Source organism: Mesorhizobium sp. M7A.F.Ca.US.007.01.2.1, from assembly GCF_003998165.1.
Lineage (GTDB): Bacteria > Pseudomonadota > Alphaproteobacteria > Rhizobiales > Rhizobiaceae > Mesorhizobium > Mesorhizobium ciceri.
In genome coordinates this window covers 1-25,086 of record NZ_RZQP01000009.1, presented here as the reverse complement: position 1 = coordinate 25,086, position 25,086 = coordinate 1, and the positions used below count along the sequence as shown (strand labels likewise).

24 protein-coding genes are annotated in these 25,086 nt (G+C 63.4%); 10 read left to right on the top strand and 14 right to left on the bottom strand.

The features are described 5' to 3' along the window. Positions 1-29 precede the first annotated feature (29 nt). The 8 genes from odhB to EN949_RS03040 all read right to left on the bottom strand — a co-directional run bounded on the left by odhB (position 30) and on the right by EN949_RS03040 (position 10,273). Positions 30-1,310, bottom strand: coding sequence for a 2-oxoglutarate dehydrogenase complex dihydrolipoyllysine-residue succinyltransferase (gene odhB / locus EN949_RS03075; RefSeq protein ID WP_127371212.1), 1,281 nt, complete (start codon positions 1,308-1,310; stop codon positions 30-32). A gap of 47 nt (positions 1,311-1,357) precedes the next feature. Further along, positions 1,358-4,345, bottom strand: coding sequence for a 2-oxoglutarate dehydrogenase E1 component (locus EN949_RS03070; protein ID WP_013528850.1), 2,988 nt, complete (start codon positions 4,343-4,345; stop codon positions 1,358-1,360). Positions 4,346-4,473: 128 nt separating this feature from the next. Beyond that, positions 4,474-5,376: a succinate--CoA ligase subunit alpha gene (sucD, locus tag EN949_RS03065; protein ID WP_127366720.1), complete on the bottom strand. Its 903-nt coding sequence runs from the start codon at positions 5,374-5,376 to the stop codon at positions 4,474-4,476. Positions 5,377-5,417: 41 nt separating this feature from the next. After that, positions 5,418-5,789, bottom strand: a complete 372-nt coding sequence (locus EN949_RS03060; RefSeq protein WP_127366721.1) for a cupin domain-containing protein — start codon at positions 5,787-5,789, stop codon at positions 5,418-5,420. A gap of 4 nt (positions 5,790-5,793) precedes the next feature. Beyond that, positions 5,794-6,987, bottom strand: coding sequence for an ADP-forming succinate--CoA ligase subunit beta (sucC, locus tag EN949_RS03055; protein ID WP_024504973.1), 1,194 nt, complete (start codon positions 6,985-6,987; stop codon positions 5,794-5,796). 43 nt (positions 6,988-7,030) lie between these two features. Further along, positions 7,031-7,999 carry a malate dehydrogenase gene (gene mdh, locus EN949_RS03050; RefSeq protein WP_013528846.1) on the bottom strand — a complete coding sequence of 323 codons (969 nt, stop codon included), beginning with the start codon at positions 7,997-7,999 and terminating at the stop codon, positions 7,031-7,033. A 368-nt stretch (positions 8,000-8,367) separates the two neighbouring features. After that, positions 8,368-9,567: a cell division protein ZapE gene (gene zapE, locus EN949_RS03045; RefSeq protein ID WP_127371629.1), complete on the bottom strand. Its 1,200-nt coding sequence runs from the start codon at positions 9,565-9,567 to the stop codon at positions 8,368-8,370. 166 nt (positions 9,568-9,733) lie between these two features. Then, positions 9,734-10,273: a protease inhibitor Inh/omp19 family protein gene (locus EN949_RS03040; RefSeq protein ID WP_013528844.1), complete on the bottom strand. Its 540-nt coding sequence runs from the start codon at positions 10,271-10,273 to the stop codon at positions 9,734-9,736. A 278-nt stretch (positions 10,274-10,551) separates the two neighbouring features. Between EN949_RS03040 and EN949_RS03035 the strand changes: the two genes are divergently transcribed. The 8 genes from EN949_RS03035 to EN949_RS03000 all read left to right on the top strand — a co-directional run bounded on the left by EN949_RS03035 (position 10,552) and on the right by EN949_RS03000 (position 17,880). Then, on the top strand, positions 10,552-11,571 hold the full coding sequence (locus EN949_RS03035) for an MBL fold metallo-hydrolase (RefSeq protein ID WP_127365773.1): 1,020 nt from the start codon (positions 10,552-10,554) through the stop codon (positions 11,569-11,571). A gap of 82 nt (positions 11,572-11,653) precedes the next feature. Further along, positions 11,654-11,815: a DUF1328 family protein gene (locus EN949_RS03030; protein WP_013528842.1), complete on the top strand. Its 162-nt coding sequence runs from the start codon at positions 11,654-11,656 to the stop codon at positions 11,813-11,815. Positions 11,816-11,911: 96 nt separating this feature from the next. Then, the gene (gene dapF, locus EN949_RS03025; protein WP_063173367.1) at positions 11,912-12,796 is read left to right on the top strand and encodes a diaminopimelate epimerase; all 885 of its coding nucleotides are present in this window, start codon (positions 11,912-11,914) and stop codon (positions 12,794-12,796) included. Next, complete coding sequence (mtaB, locus tag EN949_RS03020) at positions 12,796-14,109, top strand: tRNA (N(6)-L-threonylcarbamoyladenosine(37)-C(2))-methylthiotransferase MtaB (protein ID WP_127365772.1); 1,314 nt, start codon at positions 12,796-12,798, stop codon at positions 14,107-14,109. Before dapF ends, mtaB begins: the two co-directional genes overlap by 1 nt. Positions 14,110-14,121: 12 nt before the next feature. After that, entirely contained in the window at positions 14,122-15,927 is a 1,806-nt protein-coding gene (gene ftsY / locus EN949_RS03015; RefSeq protein WP_127365771.1) for a signal recognition particle-docking protein FtsY, read from the top strand. A 61-nt stretch (positions 15,928-15,988) separates the two neighbouring features. Further along, positions 15,989-16,663 carry a septation protein A gene (locus EN949_RS03010; RefSeq protein ID WP_013528838.1) on the top strand — a complete coding sequence of 225 codons (675 nt, stop codon included), beginning with the start codon at positions 15,989-15,991 and terminating at the stop codon, positions 16,661-16,663. A gap of 25 nt (positions 16,664-16,688) precedes the next feature. Further along, on the top strand, positions 16,689-17,309 hold the full coding sequence (locus EN949_RS03005) for a pyridoxamine 5'-phosphate oxidase family protein (protein WP_024504968.1): 621 nt from the start codon (positions 16,689-16,691) through the stop codon (positions 17,307-17,309). 40 nt (positions 17,310-17,349) lie between these two features. Then, positions 17,350-17,880 (top strand): NADPH-dependent FMN reductase, encoded by a 531-nt coding sequence (locus EN949_RS03000; protein WP_127365770.1) that lies wholly within the window; start codon positions 17,350-17,352, stop codon positions 17,878-17,880. Between the two features lie 207 nt (positions 17,881-18,087). Here EN949_RS03000 and EN949_RS02995 read toward each other — a convergent pair whose 3' ends face one another. Both EN949_RS02995 and EN949_RS02990 read right to left on the bottom strand, forming a co-directional pair. Continuing rightward, positions 18,088-18,294 carry a 4-oxalocrotonate tautomerase family protein gene (locus EN949_RS02995; protein WP_013528835.1) on the bottom strand — a complete coding sequence of 69 codons (207 nt, stop codon included), beginning with the start codon at positions 18,292-18,294 and terminating at the stop codon, positions 18,088-18,090. A gap of 76 nt (positions 18,295-18,370) precedes the next feature. Further along, positions 18,371-19,291: an SMP-30/gluconolactonase/LRE family protein gene (locus EN949_RS02990; protein ID WP_013528834.1), complete on the bottom strand. Its 921-nt coding sequence runs from the start codon at positions 19,289-19,291 to the stop codon at positions 18,371-18,373. 259 nt (positions 19,292-19,550) lie between these two features. Here EN949_RS02990 and EN949_RS02985 point away from each other — a divergent pair, with 259 nt between their 5' ends. Continuing rightward, positions 19,551-19,718 carry a hypothetical protein gene (locus EN949_RS02985; protein WP_013528833.1) on the top strand — a complete coding sequence of 56 codons (168 nt, stop codon included), beginning with the start codon at positions 19,551-19,553 and terminating at the stop codon, positions 19,716-19,718. Positions 19,719-19,876: 158 nt separating this feature from the next. On the opposite strand, the gene EN949_RS02980 is transcribed toward EN949_RS02985, so the two are convergent. The 4 genes from EN949_RS02980 to ccmA form a co-directional block, all read right to left on the bottom strand. Then, complete coding sequence (locus EN949_RS02980) at positions 19,877-20,452, bottom strand: DsbE family thiol:disulfide interchange protein (protein ID WP_127365769.1); 576 nt, start codon at positions 20,450-20,452, stop codon at positions 19,877-19,879. After that, positions 20,449-20,616: a heme exporter protein CcmD gene (ccmD, locus tag EN949_RS02975; RefSeq protein ID WP_013528831.1), complete on the bottom strand. Its 168-nt coding sequence runs from the start codon at positions 20,614-20,616 to the stop codon at positions 20,449-20,451. The genes EN949_RS02980 and ccmD overlap by 4 nt, the downstream gene beginning before the upstream one ends. 112 nt (positions 20,617-20,728) lie before the next feature. Next, complete coding sequence (gene ccmB / locus EN949_RS02970; protein ID WP_127365768.1) at positions 20,729-21,394, bottom strand: heme exporter protein CcmB; 666 nt, start codon at positions 21,392-21,394, stop codon at positions 20,729-20,731. A 28-nt stretch (positions 21,395-21,422) separates the two neighbouring features. Beyond that, positions 21,423-22,046 (bottom strand): heme ABC exporter ATP-binding protein CcmA, encoded by a 624-nt coding sequence (gene ccmA / locus EN949_RS02965; protein WP_013528829.1) that lies wholly within the window; start codon positions 22,044-22,046, stop codon positions 21,423-21,425. Positions 22,047-22,326: 280 nt separating this feature from the next. Between ccmA and acnA the strand changes: the two genes are divergently transcribed. Then, the gene (gene acnA / locus EN949_RS02960; RefSeq protein WP_013528828.1) at positions 22,327-25,017 is read left to right on the top strand and encodes an aconitate hydratase AcnA; all 2,691 of its coding nucleotides are present in this window, start codon (positions 22,327-22,329) and stop codon (positions 25,015-25,017) included. The last annotated feature ends 69 nt before the right edge of the window (positions 25,018-25,086 follow it).

The window sequence follows — 25,086 nt, the reverse complement described above, 5'->3', positions numbered from 1 at the left end:
CATTCCAACAGCCGGATCAGCACCAGACCTCAGAGATCAAGCACCAGCCGTTCCGGATCCTCCAGGCTTTCCTTGACGCGCACCAGGAACGTCACCGCTTCCTTGCCGTCGACGATACGGTGATCGTAGCTGAGCGCCAGGTACATCATCGGCCGGATGACGATCTGGCCGCCGACCACGACAGGCCGGTCCTGGATCTTGTGCATGCCGAGAATGCCCGACTGCGGCGCGTTGAGGATCGGGGTCGACATCAGCGACCCGTAAACGCCGCCGTTCGAAATCGTAAACGTGCCGCCCTGCATGTCGGCGACCGACAGCTTTCCGTCACGCGCGGCGATACCCAGCCGGCCGATGTCCTTCTCGATCTCGGCGATCGACATCTGGTCGGCATCGCGCACCACCGGCACGACGAGGCCCTTTTCAGTGCCGACGGCGACGCCGATATGGGCATAGTTCTTGAAGATGATATCGGTGCCGTCGATCTCGGCATTGACCGAGGGGATTTCCTTCAACGCGTGCGTGACGGCCTTGGTGAAGAAGCCCATGAAGCCGAGCTTCACGCCGTGCTTCTTCTCGAACACATCCTTGTATTTGGTGCGCAGCGCCATCACCGCTGACATGTCGACCTCGTTGAAGGTGGTCAGCATGGCTGCGGTCGACTGCGCTTCCTTGAGGCGGCGCGCGATGGTCTGGCGCAATTTGGTCATGCGCACGCGCTCCTCGCGCGATGCATCGTCGCCCGAGGACGGCGCCCGCACGGCAACCGGTGCCGGTGCTGCTTTCGGCGTCTCGGCCGGCTGCGACGGCGCGCCCTTGGAGATGGCGTCGAGCACGTCACCTTTCAGCACCTGGCCGCGCTTTCCCGAACCGGAGATCTGGTCGACCGAGAGATTGCTTTCGGCGATCAGTTTCGCCGCGGCCGGTGCCGGTGGCATGGTGCGCGGCTCGACCGGGCCGGCATCGCCGGCGATCTTGGCGGTCTCGGCCGCGGCCTGCTTGCCGGTCGATGCCGCATCCGGCGACGAGGCCTGCGACACCGCTTGCGGCTTGGTCGCCGGCGCGGCGGCCGCGCCGCCTGCCGAAATCGACCCCAGCAGCGCGCCGACACCGACCGTCTCGCCTTCCTTGACGGTGATCTCACCCAGAGTGCCGGCGGCGGCGGCAGGCACCTCCACCGTCACCTTGTCGGTCTCGAGCTCGACCAGCGGTTCATCGGCGGCGATTGTATCGCCAACCTTCTTGAACCATTTGCCGACGGTCGCTTCAGTGACGGATTCGCCGAGAGTGGGAACGCGGATTTCGGTAGCCATTGTGCCTGTCCGTTTTCTTTCGGTTCTGTTGTTCGCCCAGATCTTCTCTATTCACCAAGCGCGTCTTCGAGCAAGGCGGCGAGCTGGGCGAGATGCTTCGACATCAGTCCGGTCGCCGGCGAGGCGGCGGCCGGACGGCCGGTGTAGCGCACCCGCTGATGCTTGGCGTCGATATGCGCCAGCACCCATTCCAGATACGGGTCGATGAACGACCAGGCGCCCATGTTCTTGGGCTCCTCCTGGCACCACACCATCTCGGCATTGCGGAACCGCGACAGTTCGGTGATCAGCGCCTTGGCCGGGAACGGGTAAAGCTGCTCGACGCGCAGCAGATAGATGTCGTTGATGCCGCGCTTCTCGCGCTCCTCATAGAGGTCGTAATAGACCTTGCCCGAACACAGCACGACGCGGCGGATCTTGGAATCCTTGACCAGCTTGATCGCTTGTCCGGAAAGCAGCTGCGCATCGTCCCACAGCAACCGGTGGAACGAGCTTTCGCCCGAAATTTCCGGCAGCGTCGACACCGCCCGCTTGTGGCGCAGCAGCGACTTCGGCGTCATCAGAATCAGCGGCTTGCGGAAGTCGCGCTTCAGCTGCCGGCGCAATATGTGGAAGTAGTTGGCCGGCGTGGTGCAGTTGGCGACTTGCATGTTGTCTTCGGCGCAAAGCTGCAGGAAGCGTTCGAGCCGGGCCGAGGAATGTTCCGGACCCTGGCCTTCATAGCCATGCGGCAACAGGCAGACGAGGCCCGACATTCTGAGCCACTTGCGTTCGCCTGACGAGATGAACTGGTCGAACACCACCTGGGCGCCGTTGGCGAAGTCGCCGAACTGCGCTTCCCACAAGGTCAGCGCCTTGGGCTCGGCCAGGCTATAGCCGTATTCGAAGCCCAGAACCGCCTCTTCCGACAGCATCGAGTTGATGACTTCATAGCCGGCCTGAGCCGCCGACAGATTGTTGAGCGGGATGTAGCGGGTCTCGTCGCGCTGGTCGTAGAGCACGGAATGGCGCTGCGAGAAGGTGCCGCGTTCGGAATCCTGCCCCGACAGGCGGATCGGATTGCCGTCGAGCAGGATGGCGCCAAAGGCCAGCGCCTCGGCCGTCGACCAGTCGATGCCTTCGCCGGACTCGATCGCCTGGCGGCGGTTTTCGAGGAAACGGATGATCGTCTTGTGCGCCTCGAAATCCTTCGGCACCTCGGTCAGCTTCCTGCCGATTTCCTTCAGCGTCTTGACCGGCACGGCGGTCTTGCCGCGCCTTTGTTCGTCCTGGTTGTCGGCGGTGCGCAGGCCCGACCAGGCGCCGTCGAGCCAGTCAGCCTTGTTGGGCTTGTAATGCTGGCCGACTTCCCATTCGGATTCCAGATGCGCCCGCCAGTCGGCCTTCAACTGGTCGAGCTCGGCCTGGGTGAGGTGACCCTCGGCGATCAGCCGGTCGCCATAGATCTGCACCGTCGTCTTGTGGTTGCGGATGTTGCGGTACATGATCGGCTGGGTGAAGGCCGGTTCGTCGCCCTCATTGTGGCCGAAGCGGCGATAGCAGAACATATCGACCACAACAGGCTTGAAGAACTTCATGCGAAACTCGATCGCCACCTTGGTGGCGTGCACCACGGCTTCCGGGTCGTCGCCATTGACGTGGAAGATCGGTGCTTCGATCATCTTGGCGACGTCGGACGGATAGGGCGAGGAGCGCGAAAAGCGCGGGTTGGTGGTGAAACCGATCTGGTTGTTGATGATGAAATGCAGCGTGCCGGCGACGCGGTGGCCGCGCAGGCCGGACAGGCCGAGGATCTCGGCGATCACGCCCTGACCGGCGAAGGCGGCATCGCCATGCAGCAAGAGCGGCAGCACCTTGGCGCGCTCTTCCAGCGGCACGATTTCCTCGCGGCTGCGGCCGAACAGATAATCCTGCTTGGCGCGCGCCTTGCCCATCACCACCGGATCGACGATCTCCAGATGCGAGGGGTTGGCGGTCAAGGACAGATGCACCTTGTTGCCGTCGAATTCGCGGTCCGACGAGGCGCCGAGATGGTACTTGACGTCGCCCGAGCCTTCGACCTCATCGGGTGCCGCAGAGCCGCCCTTGAACTCGTGGAAGATGGCGCGGTGGGGCTTGGCCATCACCTGGGAGAGCACGTTCAGCCGGCCGCGATGCGCCATGCCGAGCACGATTTCCTTCATGCCGAGCTGGCCGCCGCGCTTGACGATCTGCTCCAGCGCCGGGATCAGCGCCTCACTGCCATCGAGGCCGAAGCGCTTGGTGCCCTTGTACTTGACGTCGATGAACTGCTCGAAGCCTTCAGCCTCGACCAGCTTCTGCAGGATCGCCTTCTTGCCGGCGGCGGTGAAGGTGATCTCCTTGTCGGCACCCTCGATGCGCGCCTGGATCCAGGCCTTTTCCTCAGGGTCGGAAATATGCATGAACTCGACGCCGAGCGTGGAGCAATAGGTGCGGGTCAGGATTTCCAGCATCTGCCGGATGCTGCCGAATTCAAGCCCCAGCACATTGTCGAGGAAGATCGGCCGGTCGTAATCGGCTTCGGTGAAGCCGTAGTTTTCCGGCGACAGCTCGTTGTAGTCCTCGAGCGGCTTGGCGATGCCGAGCGGATCGAGATTGGCGTGCAGATGGCCGCGCATGCGGTAGGCGCGGATCATCATGATGGCGCGCACCGAATCGCGCGTCGCCTGGTGCACGTCGGCGTCGGACAGGACGACGCCATTGGTGACCGCCTTGTCCTTGACCTTCTTTTCGATCGTCTTCTCGACGATGCCCCAATTGCCGTCGAGCGCCGACACCAATTCGCCATTGGCCTGCAGCGGCCAGGAGGGCTTGGCCCAGGAGGCGCCCTTGGCGTTCCTGCGCACATCGCCGGCATCGTCTTTCAGCCCGGCGAAGAACTCCTGCCATTCGGGATTGACCGAGGCTGGATCGTCCTCATAGGCGGCATAAAGCGCGTCGATGTAATCGGCATTGCCGCCATAGAGGAAAGAGGTGAGAGAAAATTGGTCGTTGGCCTGATCTTGTCTTGCCATTTTTGTCCGCGGAGCCCGGCTCCGTCTCCTGTTTTTGGAGGGGAGTAGGGAAATAAGGGAATAGGGGAGTAGGGCTTTTTGCCGCTGCTATTTTCCCTACTGCCCTACTCCCTTACTCCCCTATTCCCTTACCCTTTGATCGCTTCGACCAAGGTCGTGCCCAGCCTTGCCGGCGACGGCGAAACTTTTATCCCGGCCGATTCCATTGCCGCGATCTTGTCTTCGGCGCCGCCCTTGCCGCCGGAGATGACCGCGCCGGCGTGGCCCATGGTGCGGCCGGCCGGCGCCGTGCGCCCGGCGATGAAGCCGGCCATCGGCTTCTTACGGCCCCGCTTGGCTTCGTCCTTGAGGAACTGCGCGGCGTCTTCCTCGGCCGAACCGCCGATCTCGCCGATCATGATGATCGACTTGGTCTCCTCGTCGGCGAGGAACATCTCGAGCACGTCGATGAACTCGGTGCCTTTGACGGGGTCGCCGCCAATGCCGACGGCGGTGGTCTGGCCGAGGCCGACATTGGTGGTCTGGAACACTGCCTCATAGGTAAGCGTTCCCGACCGCGAAACAACGCCGACCGAGCCCTTGCGGAAGATGTTGCCGGGCATGATGCCGATCTTGCATTCGTTGGGCGTCAGCACGCCCGGGCAGTTCGGGCCGATCAGCCGCGAGGTCGAACGGTCGAGCCTGGCCTTGACCCTGATCATGTCCATCACCGGTATGCCTTCGGTGATGCAGATGATCAGCGGGATCTCGGCCTCGATCGCTTCGAGGATGGCCTCGGCGGCGCCTGCCGGCGGCACATAGACGACGGACGCATTGGCGCCCGTCTTTTCCTTGCCCTCGGCGACGGTGGCGAAGATCGGCAGGTTTTCGCCCTTCGCGCCGGTCCACGTCTCGCCACCCTTCTTGGGATGGATGCCGCCGACCATTTTCGTGCCGTGATAAGCCAGCGCCTGTTCGGTGTGGAACGTGCCGGTCTTGCCGGTCAGGCCCTGCACCAGCACCTTGGTGTTCTTGTCGACGAGGATGGACATGGGAGCCCTTTTCTAAAAACCGTTGATCGAGGGAAACATGGTCAGAGCCGCTTCAAGTCGGCGACGGTGAGGTCGCTCTTGGCGTTGCCGGTGTTGAGCGTCGTCGCCGGCTCGAACATCAGCACCACGGGCTCGACGGTGAGCGAGCGCGGCCGGTGTTCGACGCCGCGCGGCACGACGATGAAATCGCCCTCGCCGAGTTCGACCGGGCCGTCGCGGAAATCGATGGTGATACGCCCACGCAACACGAGGAAGGCTTCGTCCTCATTGTCATGCGCATGCCAGTCGAAGACCTCGCCGAACTTGGCGACCTTCGCCTGGCTGTCGTTGACGTCGCCGGCGATATGCGGATCGAAGACCTTCTTGATCTTTTGATCCGCAGCCTCGAGCAGGTTTATCTTATGCGGAGGCACCAGATCAGCCCTTCACCGCCGCCACGATCTTCTTGGCTGCATCGTCGAGATCGTCGGCCGACACCACGTTCAGGCCGCTGTCGTTGATGATCTTCTTGCCCAGCTCGGCATTGGTGCCTTCCAGGCGCACCACCAGCGGCACTTCCAGGCCGACTTCCTTGACCGCGGCAATGACGCCCTCGGCAATGATGTCGCACTTCATGATGCCGCCGAAGATGTTGATCAGGATGCCCTTGACCGCCGGATCCCTGGTGATGATCTTGAACGCCGCCGTCACTTTTTCCTTGGACGCACCGCCGCCGACATCGAGGAAGTTGGCGGGTTCGGCGCCATAGAGCTTGATGATGTCCATCGTCGCCATGGCAAGGCCGGCGCCGTTGACCATGCAGCCGATATTGCCGTCGAGCGCGACATAGGCGAGGTCGTATTTCGACGCCTCGATTTCCTTCTCGTCCTCTTCGGTGGTGTCGCGCAGTTCGAGCACGTCGGGGTGACGGAACAGCGCGTTGTTGTCGAACGACACTTTTGCGTCGAGCACGCGCAGCCGGCCGTTCTTCATGACGATCAGCGGATTGACCTCGAGCAGGCTCATGTCCTTCTCGACGAAGGCCTTGTAGAGGATCGGGAACAGCGTATCGCCGTCCTTGGCCGCATCGCCGTCGAGCTTGAGCGCGCCGTTGAGCGCCTTCAGGTCGGCCGATGTGACGCCTTTTTCCGGATCGATGGCGACGGTGATGATCTTTTCGGGCGTGTCATGGGCAACCGCTTCGATGTCCATGCCGCCTTCGGTCGAGACGACGAACGCAATGCGGCCGACCGAACGGTCGACCAGGATCGACAGATAGAGCTCGCGTTCGATGTCGGCGCCGTCTTCGATATAGAGGCGGTTGACCTGCTTGCCGGCCGGGCCGGTCTGCTTGGTCACCAGAGTGTTGCCCAGCATCTCGTTGGCGTTGGCGACGACATCGGCCACCGATTTCGCCAGCCGCACGCCGCCCTTGGCGTCCGGGCCGAGCTCGGTGAATTTGCCCTTGCCGCGGCCGCCGGCATGGATCTGGCTCTTCACCACATAGAGCGGGCCCGGCAGCGCCTTGGCGGCGGCTTCCGCTTCGCTCGCCTTGAACACCGGCACGCCTTCGGCCACCGGCGCGCCGAACGACTTCAGCAGTGCCTTGCCCTGATACTCATGGATGTTCATCTGTATGGTCTCCGGATCGACTGGGGGTTCACTTACTGGAGATTCATTTGGAGGCGAGTTGCGGCGCGATCTTGACGCAGGCCTCGGTCAGGCCCTGCACCGTCGCCACGGAGGAGTCGAACATCTTCTGCTCGCTCTTGTTGAGCTCGATCTCGATGATGCGCTCGACGCCGCCGGCGCCGATGACCACGGGAACGCCGACATAGGTATTCTTGACGCCATACTGGCCGGAGAGATACGCCGCGCAGGGCAGCACGCGCTTCTTGTCCTTGAGATAGGCTTCGGCCATCGAGATCGCCGAAGCGGCCGGCGCGTAATAGGCCGAGCCGGTCTTGAGCAGGCCGACGATCTCGGCGCCGCCGTCGCGGGTGCGCTGCACGATCTGGTCGAGCTTCTCCTTCGAGGTCCAGCCCATCTTGATGAGGTCGGGCAGCGGAATGCCCGATACCGTCGAGTAGCGGATCATCGGCACCATGGAATCGCCGTGGCCGCCGAGCACGAAGGCGGTGACGTCCTCGACCGAGACCTTGAATTCCTCGGCCAGGAAATAGCGGAAGCGCGCGCTGTCGAGCACGCCGGCCATGCCGACGACGTGGCTGTTGGGCAGGCCTGAGAATTTCTGCAGCGCCCAGACCATGGCGTCGAGCGGGTTTGTGATGCAGATGACGAAAGCCTTCGGCGCATACTTCTTCAGCCCGGCGCCGACCTGCTCCATGACCTTGAGGTTGATGCCCAAAAGGTCGTCGCGGCTCATGCCGGGCTTGCGCGGCACGCCGGCGGTGACGATGCAGACGTCGGCGCCTTCGATGCCGGCATAGTCGTTGATGCCGGTGAGCCTGGAGTCGAAGCCATCGACCGGCGACGACTGCGCGATATCGAGCCCCTTGCCCTGCGGGATACCTTCGGCAATATCGAACAGCACCACGTCGCCGAGGTCCTTGAGGCCGATCATGTGAGCGAGCGTGCCGCCGATCATGCCAGAGCCGATAAGCGCTATTTTGTTGCGTGCCATGTGAGGATGTTTTCCCTTTGTCGGTGACGACGTCTCAAATCTCTGTGACTTGATGGCGGCGTCGAAGAAGAGGCCGGAATGCTGCGGGGAACCGCGAATTTTCGCCGCACCCAATAGCCCCGGCACGGAAAAAATTCAAACGATTATTTTGGCGTCAGTGTTTTCAATCGGTTAGATCATTTGGGATTTACGTAAACGTCAAAGTTTGTAAGCCGACTTGGGGGGAAATAACCGACGAAGATGGAAATCGTAAGGCTGAATGCGGGTAATGACGCCCTTGTGATGCGGGTGGCCGAGGAGGTTCGAGTTGTAGACGTTGGCATGACAGAGGGGGGCAAAGGATCGCTACCGACGCATTCCCTGGAAATTCAGGCCTGCGCCTGCTGTGCCTCTGGCGCCGGCTTCCCTTTCTGCCGCTCCGCCCAATTCTCCAGCCAGTCGCGGCTTTGCATCTCGATCAGCCGCGATGCGGTGCGCTCGAACTCGAAGACCTCCACGCCGCGCTTGGCGGCATAAAGCGCTTGCGGCGGGGCTTCGGCGCTCACCACCAGCCGCACATGATGGTCGTAGAGCGTGTCGATCAGAAGGATGAAGCGTTTGGCCTCGTTGCGCTTGCCTTCGCCGAGCACCGGGACGTGGTCGATGAAAATGGTTGAGAAGCGCCCGGCGATCGCCAGGAAATCGCGCGCGCCAAGCGGCTTTTCGCAGAGATCGGCGAAGGAGAACCGCGCCGCATCGCCTGCCGCACGCGGCACGATCACCTGCCGCCCTTTGAGGGCAATCGATGTCTCGGCGGTCGGCGCGTTGCGCGTCATGGCTTGCCAGGCCTCGTCGAGTAGCTGGTCCGCCGCCGCATCGGCTGGCGTGACATAGACCGGTGTCCGGGCGAGCTTTTCCAGCCGGTAGTCCTTGTCGGCATCGAGCGCCAGCACCTGTGTGTGCCGCTCCAGTATGCCGATGAAGGGCAGGAAAAGCTGACGGTTCAGCCCGTCGCTGTAGAGGTTTTCCGGCGCCACATTCGAGGTGGCGACCAGCACCACACCGCTGGCAAACAGCGCCGAAAACAACCTGGACAGGATCATCGCGTCGGCGATGTCGGTGACCGAGAACTCGTCGAAGCACAGCACCCAGGCTTGCTCGGCAAGGGCCTTGGCCACCGGCGGGATCGGGGCGTCCTCCTTGACGTCGCCATTCTTGCGCGCCTGCCGGTGCTTCTGGATACGGTCCTGCACGTCCGCCATGAAGTCGTTGAAGTGGACGCGGCGCTTGCGCCGCACCGGCAGCAAGTCGAAGAACATGTCCATCAGCATGGTCTTGCCGCGACCGACGCCGCCATGGATGTAAAGGCCTTTGACGGCCTCATGCGTCTCGCGCTTGCGGGCGAACAGCCAGCCCAGCGCGCTCGACTTATGCGCCAGCCGCTTGGCCGAGATCTCATCGGTCAGCCGGTCGAGCGCCGCAACGATCCGTTCCTGCGCCGGATCGCGGTCGATCGTACCGGTTTCCACCAGATGCTCGTAGCGCTGCCTGACGGTCGCATGGGTCTGGAGGCCGTCACGCAGATGCATCGGTCACGTCATTTGTTTATGCATGTCGCTGTCCCGAAACCGGGGTCACTTCTGCGCGACATGCATTCGGAGGACTAAAGCGGTCGTGTCTGAACGGATTCAGACGACCCGCTTTAGATCTTTGTTTTCCCAAAACCGCGGCCACTTTTGGGCGACATGCATTAGCCTACCTTGTAAGCGAAATCGGCTGGCCGTTGGAAGTCTGGCCGTCGAATTTCGAGCCGCCCGAGGAATAGAGCCGCGCCAGCGCACCGCCACTCTCGTCATAGAGCGTCAGCTGCTTGCCGGCGACGTTCCACGACTTGACGCCGTCCATCGGCGCCGGGCAATGCAGCGGCCCGGCGCGGAAGCCGGCGCCGAATTTGGTCTGCGGTGTCGCCACCTTGCAGCTCTGGCCCGCAACGCTGGCGTTCCAGACACCGGCGACGCTGGCGGCAGTCACGTCCGAAGCGCCGGCCGGCGCCGAACCATCCGAAGGCAGCGCGGCGACCTGCGTGTTCGCAGGAGCGGTCGGGAATTGAGACGGGTCGGTGGTGCCGGGCGATGCCGGCGGCGGCAGTTGGTTCGCCGTCACCTTGCCGGCGGGCGCGGCCTCCAGCGGTGCCGGCTGCTGGTCATCCATCGAGGAGAAACGCGAGGTCGAACAGCCGCTCGCAACGAGCGCCGCCAGCGATACGGCCACCAGACCGGTTTTCGAAAAAGTCATTCCAACCTCCGTCGGATCCGGCTGGGGGGAAGCCGTCCGCACAATCTCACCCCCACCAAGATGGAGAAGGTGGCGAAATTTCAACCCGATATGGTTAAAATACAGTTTGCAGCAAGAATTGTTGCAAATTTATCGCAATCGCGGCGGCTGACCGCTTGTCGCGCGTCGCCTGGGGATCCGGTCAAAGCAGTGCAGCGCCGACATCGACGGTTGGACGCTTGCGCGAGCCGCCTTAGCGCCTATGTCTGGAAAACGAAACACCTGCCGGAGCCGCAAAATTGGCCGCGAGAAAGACAGCCGCCAATCGCTATTATAGCGGCCCGCCCAGCGACCATTTCGACGGCGCATTGTTCTTCAATCCCGACGGCCAGCCACCCGGCCGTTTCGCCGACCTGCTGAAATGGCAGTTGAATGGCCAGCGCTCGAAATGGCCGGCGAGCGATGCAAGCCCCTTTCCGCAGGCAAAGCCGGCGACAAGGGTCGAGGGCGCCGCGCTGGAAGTGACCATGGTTGGTCATTCCACCTTGCTGGTCCAGACGGCCGGTCTGAACATCCTTACCGATCCGGTATGGTCGTTGCGCGCCTCGCCGCTTTCCTTCGCCGGACCAAAACGCATCAATGCGCCAGGCATCGCCTTTGCCGACCTGCCGCCGATCGACCTCGTGCTGGTCAGCCACAACCACTATGACCATCTCGACCTCGCCACGTTGAAGCGGCTGAAGGCCGGCCACGACCCGCTGGTGCTCACTCCGCTCGGCAACGACGCCATCATCGAAGCCGCCGTGCCCGGCATGCGACTGTCGGCGCATGACTGGGGCGACAGCGTCGAGATCGGCAATGGCGCCGCCGTCCATGTCGAGCCGGTGCATCACTGGTCGGCGCGTGGCGCCCGAGACCGGCGCATGGCGCTCTGGGCCGGCTTTGTCGTCGAAACGCCTGACGGCAAGCTCTATTTCGCCGGCGATACCGGCTTCCACGATGGCATCAACTACCGGCGGATGGCCGAGAAACATGGCGGTTTCCGCTTCGCCATCCTGCCGATCGGCGCCTATGAGCCGCGCTGGTTCATGGCGCCGCAGCACCAGAATCCCTGGGAAGCCGTGCAAGGCATGACGCTGCGCAACGCCGCCCATGCCGCCGGCTGTCACTGGGGCACCTTCCAGCTCACCGACGAGCCGATCGACGAGCCGGCGCGCAAATTGACCGAGGCGCTTGACGATCAAGGCATCCCACGCGAGCGCTTTCGCGCCTTGCGGCCGGGCGAGGTCTGGGATGTGCCGGAGCACATAGCGCCCTGATCCGCATCGGTTCGACGGAACCCCAGCGCTGCAACCGCGTTTTCATGTGGTTGAAATATCTGCCGGTTTGCGAGGCATTGTCATGCTCAAATGGATTATCATTCTCCTGATCGTCGCCGCGGCGGCGAGCTTGCTCGGCATGCCGGCACTGGCAGGTGCCGCGGCCACCGGTGCGCGTATCCTTATCGGCATCGTTCTGATCATCTTCCTGCTGGTGGTGCTGGGCATTTTCGCGGTCACGTAAGTCCGGCGCTTTCGCCGAGACCAAGCGGCTGCGCACTGGTAATTCCTGCCCGTTTCCGCCATATAGCGCCAAACGGACACGGAATTTTTCGGAGCAATGGCCAGCACTGCCCCTTTCGCCAAGATGAACGGCATCGGCAACGAGATCATCGTTGCCGATATGCGTGGCCGTGCCGATCGGGTGACGGCGGCGGCGGCGATTGCGCTGAACGCCGATGCTGCGACCAGCTTCGACCAGATCATGGCGATCCATGACGCCAGGACGTCTGGCACCGCCTTTTTCATCGACATCCTGAATTCCGATGGAACCGGTGCGCAGGCCTGCGGCAATGGCATGCGCTGCGTCGTCCAGGCGCTCGCCGCCGAGACCGGCCAGAAGATCTTCACCTTCGAGACCGTGGCGGGCATCCTCAATGCGCGCGAACACGCCGACGGTTCGATCTCGGTCGACATGGGCACGCCGCGCTTCGGCTGGCAGGATATCCCGCTGGCCGAGGAATTCCGCGACACCCGCATGATCGAGCTGCAGATCGGCCCGATCGACGCCCCCGTGCTGCATTCACCCTCGGTCGTTTCGATGGGCAACCCGCACGCGATCTTCTGGGTCGACAACGACGTCTGGTCCTACGAGCTCGACCGCTTCGGTCCGCTGCTCGAGAACCACCCGATGTTCCCCGAGCGCGCCAACATAACCATCGCTCAGGTTACTTCGCCCGAAACAATGGTCATCCGCACCTGGGAACGCGGCGCCGGCCTGACCAAGGCCTGCGGCTCGGCCTCCTGCGCGGCCGTCGTGGCCGCGGCCCGCACCAACCGGACCGGCCGCAGCGTCAGTCTGTTGACGCCAGGCGGCGGCACGCTGCATGTCGAATGGCGCGACGATGACCACGTGGTCCTGACCGGCGCCGCCGAATGGGAATTTTCCGGCAACTTCGACCCGTCGATCGGGACATGGGCCCGCGACACTGAAAGCGCGGCCTGATGTCCGCTCTGCCCAAGAGCCCGGTGTCCCCGGGGATCGATGTCGTCACCTTCGGCTGCCGGCTCAACACCTATGAATCGCAGGTGATGCGGCGCGAGGCTGAAAGTGCGGGCCTCGGCGCGTTGGAAGGTGGCGCCGTGATCTTCAACACCTGCGCCGTGACAGGCGAAGCAGTGCGCCAGGCCAAGCAGGCGATCCGCAAGGCGCGCCGAGACAACCCGCAGGCCCGCATCATCGTCACCGGCTGCGCCGCGCAGACCGAGCCTGAAAAATTCGCCGCCATGGACGAGGTCGATCTCGTGCTTGGCAATGAAGAGAAGCTGAACGCGAATTCCTACCGCGCGCTGCCGGATTTCGGCGTCAACGACACCGAGAAGGCGCGCGTCAACGATATCTTTTCGGTGCGCGAGACCGCGGGCCACCTGGTCGACGCCATCGAGGGCCGCGCACGCGCCTTCGTCCAGGTGCAGAACGGCTGCGACCACCGCTGCACCTTCTGCATCATTCCCTACGGCCGCGGCAATTCGCGCTCGGTGCCGATGGGCGCCGTGGTCGAGCAGGTCAAGCGGCTCGCCGGCAACGGCTATGCCGAGATCGTTCTGACCGGCGTCGACATGACTTCATTCGGCGCCGACCTGCCGGGCGCGCCGAAGCTCGGCAAACTGGTGAAGACCATCCTGAAACAGGTGCCCGATGTGAAGCGCCTGCGGCTGTCGTCGATCGATTCGATCGAGGCCGACGACGATTTGCTCGACGCCATCGCCACCGAGCCCCGGTTGATGCCGCATCTGCATCTGTCGCTGCAGTCGGGCGACGACATGATCCTGAAGCGCATGAAGCGAAGGCATCTGCGCGATCAGTCGATCCGCTTCTGCGAGGATGTGCGCAAACTGCGCCCCGGTATCGTCTTTGGCGCCGACATCATCGCCGGCTTCCCGACCGAGACCGACGAAATGTTCGAGAACTCGGAGAAAATTGTCGAGGAGTGTGGCCTGACCCATCTCCACGTCTTCCCCTTCAGTCCACGCGAAGGCACGCCTGCCGCGCGCATGCCGCAGCTCCGCCGCGAGGTGGTCAAGCAGCGCGCCGCCCGGCTGCGCGCCGCCGGTGAAGTTGCCTATGTCAGGCATCTGTCGTTGCTCACCGGTACGCGTCAGTCGATCCTGATCGAGCGAGACGGCCTTGGCCGCACCGAGGGTTTTACGCTTGCCGCACTCGGCACGGGCGCACCGGGTGAGATCGTCGAGGCCGATATATCGGGCCATGATGGTACCAGGCTGATCGCGGCGCCGCTTGCCGCCCGCGCCGCCTGAGAAACGCAAAGCATGGCTGGTTTTTTCAAGAAGATATTTTCGTTCGGCAAGAAAGAGGTGGTCGAGGAACGGATCGACGAGACCGCCCCGCTACCGCCGATCAAATGGGAAGCACTCGATGCGCTGAAGCCGGCGGCCGAACAGGTCGTCCCGGAGTTCTTGAAGCGCGACGAGCCTCGGCCCGAGGCAGAAACGACGCCGACGGTCGAGCCGGAGGTAATTCCTGCGCCGGAACCGGCGCCTGTCGAGGAACCGGTGCCCGCGCCGGAGCCGACCATCCCGCCAGCACCGGAGCCGACTGTTCCCTCCGAGCCGGAACCTCTGCCGGAGCCCGCGCCGAAAGAAGAACCGGCGCCCGCGCCAGAGACTCCAGAGCCGCCGGCGCCCGAGGAAGTTCCGCTCACCCCTGCGACTCCCGAACCCACGCCCGAACGGCAGCCGCAAGAAGTCCCAGCGCCGGCGCCGGCCGAACCGGAGATCGTCCCGTCACGCCCGGAAAAGCGGCCGGAGCCGGCCCCGGTCGAAGTGCCGACGCCGGCCGAGGTTCCGGCAGAAACACCAGCGCCGATCGAGGTGCCCACACCGGCGCCGTCCCCTCTTCAGCCGTCTTCAAAGGCCGGCGCCGCCCCTCATCCGCCTGCCGGCACCTTCTCCCCGTATAGCGACGGGGAGAAGGAAGAAGTTTCAGCGCCGACGCCCGAAGCACCCGCCGCCGAAATCGCACCTCCCATTCGCCAGCCTGCGCCGATCGAATCGCAGCCGGTCATTGCGGAAATTGCGCCCGAGCCGCAGCCTCTTCCACCACCCGCGCCGGAGCCGAAAGCCGCCCCCGGCAAGGTGACCGTCACCAAGAAGGTCGAGCAGAAGGCCGAGCCGCAAAAGGCGCCGGAGCCGGCACCGAGGCGCTCCTGGTTCCAGCGCATGAAGGACGGGCTTGCCCGCTCGTCCAAGGAACTGACCGGCAACATTGCCGGCGTCTTCACCAAGCGCAAGCTGGACGAAGAGACTTTGCAGGACCTGGAGGATGTGCTGATCCGCGCCGATCTCGGCATGGAGACGGCCTTGCGCGTTACCGACGCGCTGGCCGCGAGCCGCTACGGCAAGGACGTTTCCGACACCGAGGTCCGCGCCATCATGGCGGCCGAGGTGGAAAAAGTGCTGGCCCATGTCGCCATGCCGCTGGAGCTCGACCTCTCGCACAAGCCGCATGTCATCCTGGTGGTTGGCGTCAACGGCACCGGCAAGACCACCACCATCGGCAAGCTCGCCGCCAAGCTGACCGATGGCGGCCTGTCGGTCATGCTCGCCGCCGGCGACACGTTCCGCGCGGCAGCCATCGAGCAGCTGAAGATCTGGGGCGAGCGGACGAAATCGCCGGTCATCGCCTCCAAGCTCGGCGCCGATGCCGCCGGCCTTGCCTATGATGCATTCGAGCGGGCGAAAGAGGCCGGCTCCGACGTGCTGATCATCGACACCGCCGGCCGTCTGCAGAACAAGACCGAACTGATGGCCGAGCTCGAAAAGATCGTCCGCGTGCTCGGCAAGCTCGATCCGGAAGCGCCGCACACCGTGCTGCAGACGGTCGACGCCACCACCGGCCAGAACGCGCTCAACCAGGTCGAGATCTTCCGCAATATCGCCGGCGTCAACGGCCTGGTGATGACCAAGCTGGACGGCACGGCGCGCGGCGGTATTCTGGTGGCGATCGCGGCAAAGCACAAATTGCCGGTCTATTTCATCGGCGTCGGCGAACAGGTCGACGACCTCGAACCTTTCTCGGCAAGCGAATTCGCCAGGGCGATCGCTGGAGTAGCTTAACAAGCATGTCCCAAAAAGTTGCAGACTTTTTGGATCAGATCATGCGCAAGAAAGAGATTCCATGAACCCACCCATTCTCGAACGCGATCCGTCGGACCCGCAGAAGCAGAAGAAGGAAGGCGTCAATCCGCTGCTCAAGCTGGTGCTGGAGCTGGGTCCGTTGATGGTGTTCTTCTTCGCCAATGCGCGCAGCGGATGGCTGGTGCAGAAATTCCCTGTTCTGGCCGAGTTCGGCGGGCCGATCTTCGTCGCCACCGGCCTGTTCATGGCTGCCACGGCAATCGCGCTGATCGCCTCGTGGCTGCTCACCCGCACCTTGCCGATCATGCCGATGGTGTCGGGCGTCGTCGTCTTCATTTTCGGCGCGCTGACGCTCTATCTGCAGGACGACATCTTCATCAAGATGAAGCCCACCATCGTCAACACGCTGTTCGGCGGGGTGCTGCTCGGCGGCCTGTACTTCGGCAAGTCGCTGCTTGGCTATGTCTTCGATTCAGCCTTCAGCCTCGACGCTGAAGGCTGGCGCAAGCTGACCTTCCGCTGGGGCCTGTTCTTCCTGTTCCTGGCCATCGTCAATGAGGTGGTGTGGCGCAATTTTTCCACCGACGCCTGGGTTACTTTCAAAGTCTGGGGCATCATGCCGATCACGCTTCTGTTCACCTTCAGCCAGATGCCGCTGATCCTGCGCCATTCGCTGGACGACAAGACCGGCAAAGAAGAGAAGGCCGGGAAATAGAGCCTGCAAATAAGGGGAAAGGGCCATGGAATTCGTCACCACGCGCGACCAGTTGAGGACGATCTACAAGACGCCACGGCCGACCGACGGTTCTATCCGCAAGGAGCTGAAAAAACTTGACGGCCATTGCCGCTCCTTCATCGGCAAGAGCCCATTCGTGCTGATTGGCTCGTCCGACGGTGCCGGCAATGCCGACGTGACGCCGAAGGGCGACAAACCGGGCTTTGCCACCGTTCTGGACGACACCACCATCGCCATTCCCGACCGGCCCGGCAACAACCGGCTCGACACGCTGGAAAACATCCTCGTCAATCCCTCGGTCGGGCTGCTCTTCCTCATCCCCGGCATGAACGAGACGCTGCGCGTCAACGGCGATGCCCGCATCACCGTCGACGCAAATCTGCGCGAACGGCTCGCCGTCGACGGCAGGGAGCCGCAAAGCGTTGTCGTGGTCAGCGTCAAGGCGGCCTACATGCACTGCGCAAAAGCCTTCATGCGCTCGGATTTGTGGAAGCCGGAAACCTGGTACGACCGCGCGACGCTGCCGACGCTCGGCCAGATCATGCGCGATCAGCTGGCGGTTGCCGATTCCGCCGAGGCGACCGACCGCTGGCTCGACGAGGAATACAAGAAGACGATGTGGTAGTTTTTGCGGACGCGATTCGCGTCTGGACCGATTCCATACCTTGCTGAACATCCTTGCCATTTCCGGCAGCCTGCGCGCGGCCTCCACAAATTCGGCGCTGATCGCCGCACTGGCGCGCGAAGCGCCGTCCGGCTGCCGCGTCACCGTCCATGACGGGCTTGGCCGTTTGCCGATCTTCAATCCCGACGATGAAGGCGAGCGGAGGCCGCTCGAAGCCTCCAAGCTGATCGATGCCGTCAGTCGAGCCGACGGCCTGATCGTCTCCTGTCCGGAATATGCCCATGGCGTGCCGGGCGGGCTGAAGAACGCGCTCGACTGGCTGGTCTCGCGCGATGCCGCCGTCGCCAAGCCCGCCATGCTGGTACACGCCTCGCCGCGCTCGCTGTTCGCCCGCGCCGCATTGGCCGAGATCATGCGCACCATGTCGTTCGCGCTTTACGACGATGTGCTGGAGATCGCCCTGCTCGGCAGGAAGCCGCCGGAGGTGGCGGGCATCCTGGCGGCGCCGGCGAACCGGCAGGCGATGCATGATGCACTGAATGCCTTCGCGGAGTTTATCCGCTCGCGTTGAGCGGCGGCCTCTCTTCCTTCTCCCCTTGTGGGGTCTGAAGGACGGGGCGAGACCCGTTGCTCGCCCCAGGGTGGTGGCCTCGCGAAGCGAGGTCGGATGAGGGTGTGTTCCAGCTTGGCACCGACGGCAATCCGTCACCCACCCCTCAACCGTCTCGGCGCTGCGCGCCGATCCACCTCCCACAAGGGGAGAAGGAAAGATCGCGCACTACCCCTTTCGCAGCGTCTCCACATCGGTCTTCCCCACGTACCAATCGCGGGCGTTGACCTCTTCAAAAACCACCCAGACATCGTCGTTGCTCAGCCCGGTGGCGTCCATGATGGCCGCGGTGACCTTCTTGGCGATATCCGCCTTCTTGCCCGCCGGATCGGCGGCGATCACTTCCTTGACGATGCGGATGTTGACGAATGGCATTTCTTGTCCTCCCGGGGATGTTCGTGCTCACGACCCGCTTCGATGAAACCGTCGAACGGTCGCCAGTGTTCAACTCTCAGTATGTCTTGGCGCCGTTGACCATCAGCCGCACCATGTAGAGCGACGTGGTGCCGGCGATGTAGAGGCAATTCAGCTTGTTGCCGCCGAACACGCAATTGGCGGTGACTTCCGGCACCTTGACCTTGCCGATCAGCGTGCCGTCCGGATCGTAGCAATGGATGCCATCGGCGGCACTGGTCCAGATGCGGCCGTCCTCGTCGAGCCTGAAGCCGTCGAACAGGCCGGCGGTGCAGTCGGCGAAGACTTTTTCGCCGGAGACTTTCTTGCCGCCCTTGCCGACATTGAACACCCGCATATGCGCCGGATTCTGCGCGCCATGCGTGCGGCCGGTATCGACGACATAAAGCTTGCTCTCGTCCAGCGAGAAGGCGAGGCCGTTGGGCCTGACCATGTCGGTGATGACGGCTTCGACCTCGCCGGTGCCGGGATCGACCCGGTAGACGTGGCAGGCGCCGATTTCGCTCTCAGCCCTGTCGCCCTCATAATCCGTATCGATGCCGTAGCTTGGATCGGTGAACCAGATGGAACCGTCGGATTTCACCACCGCGTCGTTGGGCGAATTCAGCCGCTTGCCTTTCCATTTGGCCGCGATCGTGGTGACCGAGCCGTCGAACTCGGTGCGGCTGACGCGGCGGCCCGAATGCTCGCAGGTGATCAGCCGGCCCTGCCGGTCGACGGTGTTGCCGTTCGAGTTGCCGGACGGCTGCCGGAAGACGCTGACATTGCCGTCGGTCTCGTCATAACGCAGCATGCGATTGTTGGGGATGTCGGACCAGACGACATAGCGGCCGGCGGCGAACCAGGCCGGCCCCTCCGCCCACTGGCATCCGGTGAACAGCTTCTCGACCTGCGCGTTGCCGTTGAACAGGCGCGCGAAGCGCGGATCGAGAATTTCATAATAGTCTGCGGCCGCCATGCTTTCCTCCCGGCATCAATGACAGGGATCAAGCCAGCCGGAGGGACAGAAGGCAATGTGGGTACGCACAGTGTCGCACAAAAGATCGCTTGCCGGCTCTGCGCATGACGTTAGCGCCGCATTAAGCGGCTATGCGTCCAGCGCAATGGTGCATTGCAACATCTTCTTTTTGCAATGCACCATTACTATGTCATGCTTCGTATCGATCAAGGGAGGAAGAAACCGCCGCCGAAATGCGGCGCCAAAAAGGAACCTTGCTATGATCCTCGACAGTCTCATGACCCGCGCTCGCAACAGCATTGCCAAGCGCAAGCACTACAACCGCCTTGTCGCCGAAATCGACAGCTTTTCCAGCCGCGATCTGGCCGACATGCGCGCCGACCGCTCGGAAATGCTCTACCAGATCCACAAGCAGATCTACGGCTGATCTCAAGCCCGATAAGACGCGCCGCCAAGGTGCGTTGAGATTCAGGTCAGGCCGAGTCGAAAACGGTGGTTTCCGAGAACCGGAGCGGAGCGTACTTTTGGTACGCGAGCACCGGACGCGCAGGAAGCCGCTGTTTGCAGGCCGGCATCACCTGAATATCAATGCGCCGCCAGTGCCTTGTCGATCTGCGGCAACAGCAACGCCTGCACCGTCTCGGGCGTCAGCGGGCCGACATGTTTGTAGGCGATCTTGCCGTCCTTGCCGATGACGAAAGTTTCCGGCACGCCGTAGACGCCCCAGTCGATCGCCGCGCGGCCCGCTTCGTCGACCCCTATCGCCTGGAACGGATTGCCGAGATCGCCGAGGAACCGGCGTGCGTTTTCGGGCCGGTCCTTGTAGTTCAGCGCTGCCATGGTGAAACGCTTATCCTGCGACAACGCCAGAAGCACCGGGTGCTCTTCGCGGCATGGCGCGCACCACGACGCGAAGACGTTGACCAATGTGACCTTGCCGGCGAAGGTTTTCGAATGGAGCCCCGGCAGGTTTGAGCCCTCCAGCGCCGGCAGGCTGGTTTGCGGCGCAGGCAGGCCGATCAGGGCCGACGGCACTTCCGAAGCATCGCGCCCCGACAGCAGCTGCGACAGGAACAGTCCGGCCAGGCCGAGGAAGATCAGCAGCGGCAGAAGCACGAACAGGCGACGACTGGGCGGCGGCGTTTCCGTTTCGGTGCTCATGGCTTGGCGACCTTGTCGGAGCGACGCCTTACGCCGGACGCCTCCAGTTCGGCAAGCTCACGCTTGCGCGCCCGCTGGTCAAGCAGGATCCAGCCGATCAATCCGGCGAGCACCACGGCAGTGATGCCATAGGCGGCGGTCACGTAGAGTGCATGCGCACTCATGCGGCAGGCCCCGCTGAAGTGCGGCCTTCCAAACCGATCATGTCGCCCAGTCTAGACATGCTTTTCCTTAGCCTCGCTCCGTCGGCTTCGCAATCCGCAGTCATACGCCGCGTCAATCCGTGCCATGGCGCAGCGCCAGCGCCGCCGAGACCGGACCCAGCACGCCAAGAAACAGGGTCAGCGCGGCAAGAATGAGGAAGGGCTGCAGAAACGGGTCGGGATTGGCGGTCGCCCCATAGCTTGCCGAAACGCCGAAGATCAGCACCGGGATGGTCAGTGGCAGCACCAGCACCGAGATCAGCAGCCCGCCACGCGGCAGCGCCACCGCCACCGCCGCACCGGCGGCGCCGATGAACGTGATGGCCGGCGTGCCGACCAGCAGCGTCAGCGCCGTGGCGCCGATGCCGAGCGGCTCCATGTTCATGAACAGGCCGAGCAAGGGAGCCGCAATGACCAGCGGCAGCACGCTGCCCGCCCAATACGCCAGGCATTTCACCAGCACCGTCAAGGCCAGCATGTGGCGATCGTTGCCGAGCACCAGGAGATCGAGCGAACCGTCCTCGCGATCGGCCTGGAACAACCGGTCGAGCCCGAGCAGGCAGGACAACAGCGCGCCGATCCACAGGATGGCCGGTCCGATGCGGGCCAGCAGCTTCAGGTCCGGCCCGACCCCGAACGGGATGGTGACGATGACGGCGAGGAAGAAGATGACCCCGGTCAGCGCTCCGCCGCCGGCACGAATGTTGAGGCGGATGTCGCGCAGGAAGAGCGCTAGCATGGTTTGAGATGCTTTCGCCCAGACACCATCAACCGGCTTCCCCCATCCTCAACTCCATCCCCTCGATCCCGAGCGGCAGATGCGTCGCCGCGACAATCATCCCGCCATCCGCGCAATGCCTCGCCATCAACCCCGCAAACCGCGCCTCCGCCGCCTTGTCCAGCCCCGCCGTCGGCTCGTCCAGCAGCCACAATGGCCGGTGGCTGACCAAAAGCCTGGCGATCGCCGCGCGGCGCCGCTGCCCGGTCGATAGATAGCCGAACGGCAGGTGGCCGATGCCGCCGAGCCCGACCGTTTCCAGCGCCTCTTCGACGCCGAGCTGTCCGTCGCCATTGAAGTCTCGCCAAAAGCGCAAATTCTCCGCCACGCTGAGCGCCGGCTTCATTGCGTTCTGGTGGCCGAGATAGTGACAGGCCGAGGCGACAGACGGAAACGCTTCGCCCCCGTCTTCAACCTTCATGACGCCCTCAATCCTCACGCTGCCTTCCGCCGCCGGCAGCAGCCCGGCGATGATCCGCAGCAAGGTCGACTTGCCCGATCCGTTCGGCCCGGTGACGATAAGCGCCTGACACTGCTCCAAGGCAAAGCCGATGCCGGAAAACACCGCGTCGCCGCCTCGCTCGCCGCCCAGATTTTCGGCGATCAGCCGCATTCCTCGCCTGCCCTGAAACCATGTGTCGCGGCCGCTGCCGCATCGCACAAAATTGCTTTCCAACTGTCTAGAACTATTCCAGAAAATTCTCTATATGCGGTGCATCCGTGCCAGCGGTCGGCACGGGAACAGAATTAGCGCCGAACCAGCGCACGCGCCGCCTTGAACGGCTCGGGTTGCTTGGGAACGGACAGCGGAAATGGCCGTACCCGCACCTTTGCGCGTGATTGCATGCCATCGGCGTCCGTTCCCTTTCAGGCTGAACAGACAAGGATCGCACGTGTCAAAATCCCTCGACAGTTTCAATTGCCGCCGCACGCTGACCGCAGGCGGCGCTGAATATGCCTATTTCGATCTCATCGAGGCCGAAAAGAACGGCCTTACCGGCATCTCGCAGCTGCCCTATTCGATGAAGGTGCTGCTGGAAAACCTGCTGCGCAACGAAGACGGCCGCTCCGTCACCAAGGAATCGATCCAGGCGGTGGCCGGCTGGCTGACCGACAAGGGCACCGCCGGCGTCGAGATCGCCTATCGGCCGGCCCGCGTGCTGATGCAGGATTTCACCGGCGTTCCGGCCGTGGTCGATCTTGCCGCAATGCGCGACGCCATGGCTTCGCTCGGCGGCGATCCGCAGAAGATCAACCCGCTGGTGCCGGTCGACCTCGTCATCGACCATTCCGTCATCGTCGACGAATTCGGCACGCCGATGGCCTTCGCCCGCAATGTCGAGCTGGAATATGAGCGCAACGAGGAGCGCTACAAATTCCTGAAATGGGGCCAGCAGGCGTTCCGCAACTTCCGCGTCGTGCCGCCTGGCACCGGCATCTGCCATCAGGTCAACCTCGAATATCTCGGCCAGGTGGTGTGGACCAACACCGAGGACGGCGAAACCACAGCCTATCCCGACACCTGCGTCGGCACCGATTCGCACACCACCATGATCAACGGCCTGGGCGTGCTCGGCTGGGGCGTCGGCGGCATCGAGGCCGAGGCGGCCATGCTCGGCCAGCCGGTCTCCATGCTGCTGCCGGAAGTCATCGGCTTCCGCCTCACCGGCAAGCTGAAAGAGGGCGTCACCGCCACCGACCTCGTGCTCACCGTCACCCAGATGCTGCGCAAGAAGGGGGTCGTCGGCAAGTTCGTCGAGTTCTTCGGCCCGGGCCTCTCCAACATGACGCTGGCCGACCGCGCCACCATCGGCAACATGGCCCCCGAATATGGCGCCACCTGCGGCTTCTTCCCGGTCGACTCGGAAACCATCCGCTATCTCACAATGTCCGGCCGCAGCGAGGACCGCATCGCGCTGGTCGAGGCCTATGCCAAGGCGCAGGGCCTGTGGCGTGAAACCGGCTCGGCCGACCCTGTCTTCACTGATCTGCTCGAGCTCGAACTTGGCTCCGTCGTGCCGTCGATGGCCGGCCCCAAGCGACCGGAAGGCCGCGTCGCCCTGGAAGGCATTCCGGAAGGCTTCGCCAAGGCGATGGAGACCGAATACAAGAAGGCGGCCGAAATCTCCAAGCGCTATGCCGTCGAAGGCACCGACCATGATCTCGGTCACGGCGATGTCGTCATTGCCGCCATCACCTCCTGCACCAACACCTCGAACCCGAGCGTGCTGATCGGCGCCGGTCTTTTGGCCCGCAATGCCAACCGGCTCGGTTTGAAGCAGAAGCCGTGGGTGAAGACCTCGCTGGCTCCCGGCAGCCAGGTGGTCGCCGAATATCTGGAGAAATCCGGCCTGCAGAAGGAGCTCGACCAGATCGGCTTCAACCTGGTCGGCTTCGGCTGCACCACCTGTATCGGCAATTCCGGCCCGCTGCCGGCGCCGATCTCCAAAACCATCAACGACAAGGGCCTGATCGCCGCCGCGGTCCTGTCCGGCAATCGCAACTTCGAAGGCCGTGTCTCGCCTGACGTGCAGGCCAACTATCTGGCCTCGCCGCCGCTGGTCGTCGCGCATGCGCTGGCCGGAACTGTCACCAAGGACCTCACGACAGAGCCGCTCGGCGAGGACAAGAACGGCGAGCCGGTCTACCTCAAGGACATCTGGCCAAGCTCGGCCGAAATCCAGGAGTTCATCGAGAAGAACGTCACCCGCGAGCTGTTCGCCCGCAAATATGCCGACGTCTTCAAGGGCGACGAGTACTGGCAGAACGTCAAGGCGCCGGAAGGCCAGACCTATGCCTGGGACGACAACTCGACCTATGTGCAGAACCCGCCCTATTTCGCCGGCATGACATCAGGTTTCGGCAAGATCGGCGACATCAAGGGCGCCCGCGTGCTCGGCCTGTTCGGCGACAAGATCACCACCGATCACATCTCGCCGGCCGGATCGATCAAGGCAGCGTCGCCGGCCGGCAAATACCTCACCGACCACGGCGTCGGCGTCGCCGACTTCAACCAGTACGGCACGCGGCGCGGCAATCACGAGGTGATGATGCGCGGCACCTTCGCCAACATCCGCATCCGCAACCACATGCTGGGCGAGAACGGCCGCGAGGGCGGCTACACCATCCACTACCCGTCGAAGGAAGAGGAATCGATCTACGACGCGGCGATGGAGTACAAAAGGGAAGGCGTGCCGCTGGTCGTCTTCGCCGGCGTCGAATACGGCAACGGCTCGTCGCGCGACTGGGCGGCCAAGGGAACCAATCTGCTCGGTGTCCGCGCGGTCATCGCCCAGTCTTTCGAGCGCATCCATCGCTCGAACCTGGTCGGCATGGGTGTCATCCCCTTCGTCTTCGAGGAAGGCACCTCATGGGCATCGCTCAACCTCAAGGGAGACGAGCTGGTCGAGATCGACGGACTGAGCACCATCAAGCCGCGCCAGACGATGATCGCCAAAATCACCTATGGCGACGGCACGGTGAAGAACGTGCCGATCATCTGCCGCATCGATACGCTGGATGAGCTCGACTACTTCAAGAACGGCGGCATCCTGCAATACGTGCTGCGCGATCTGGCAGCTTAGTAAGGGAGTAGGGGAGTAGGGAAGTAGGGAAGGGAATACCTATTCCCCTATTCCCCTATTCCCCTATTC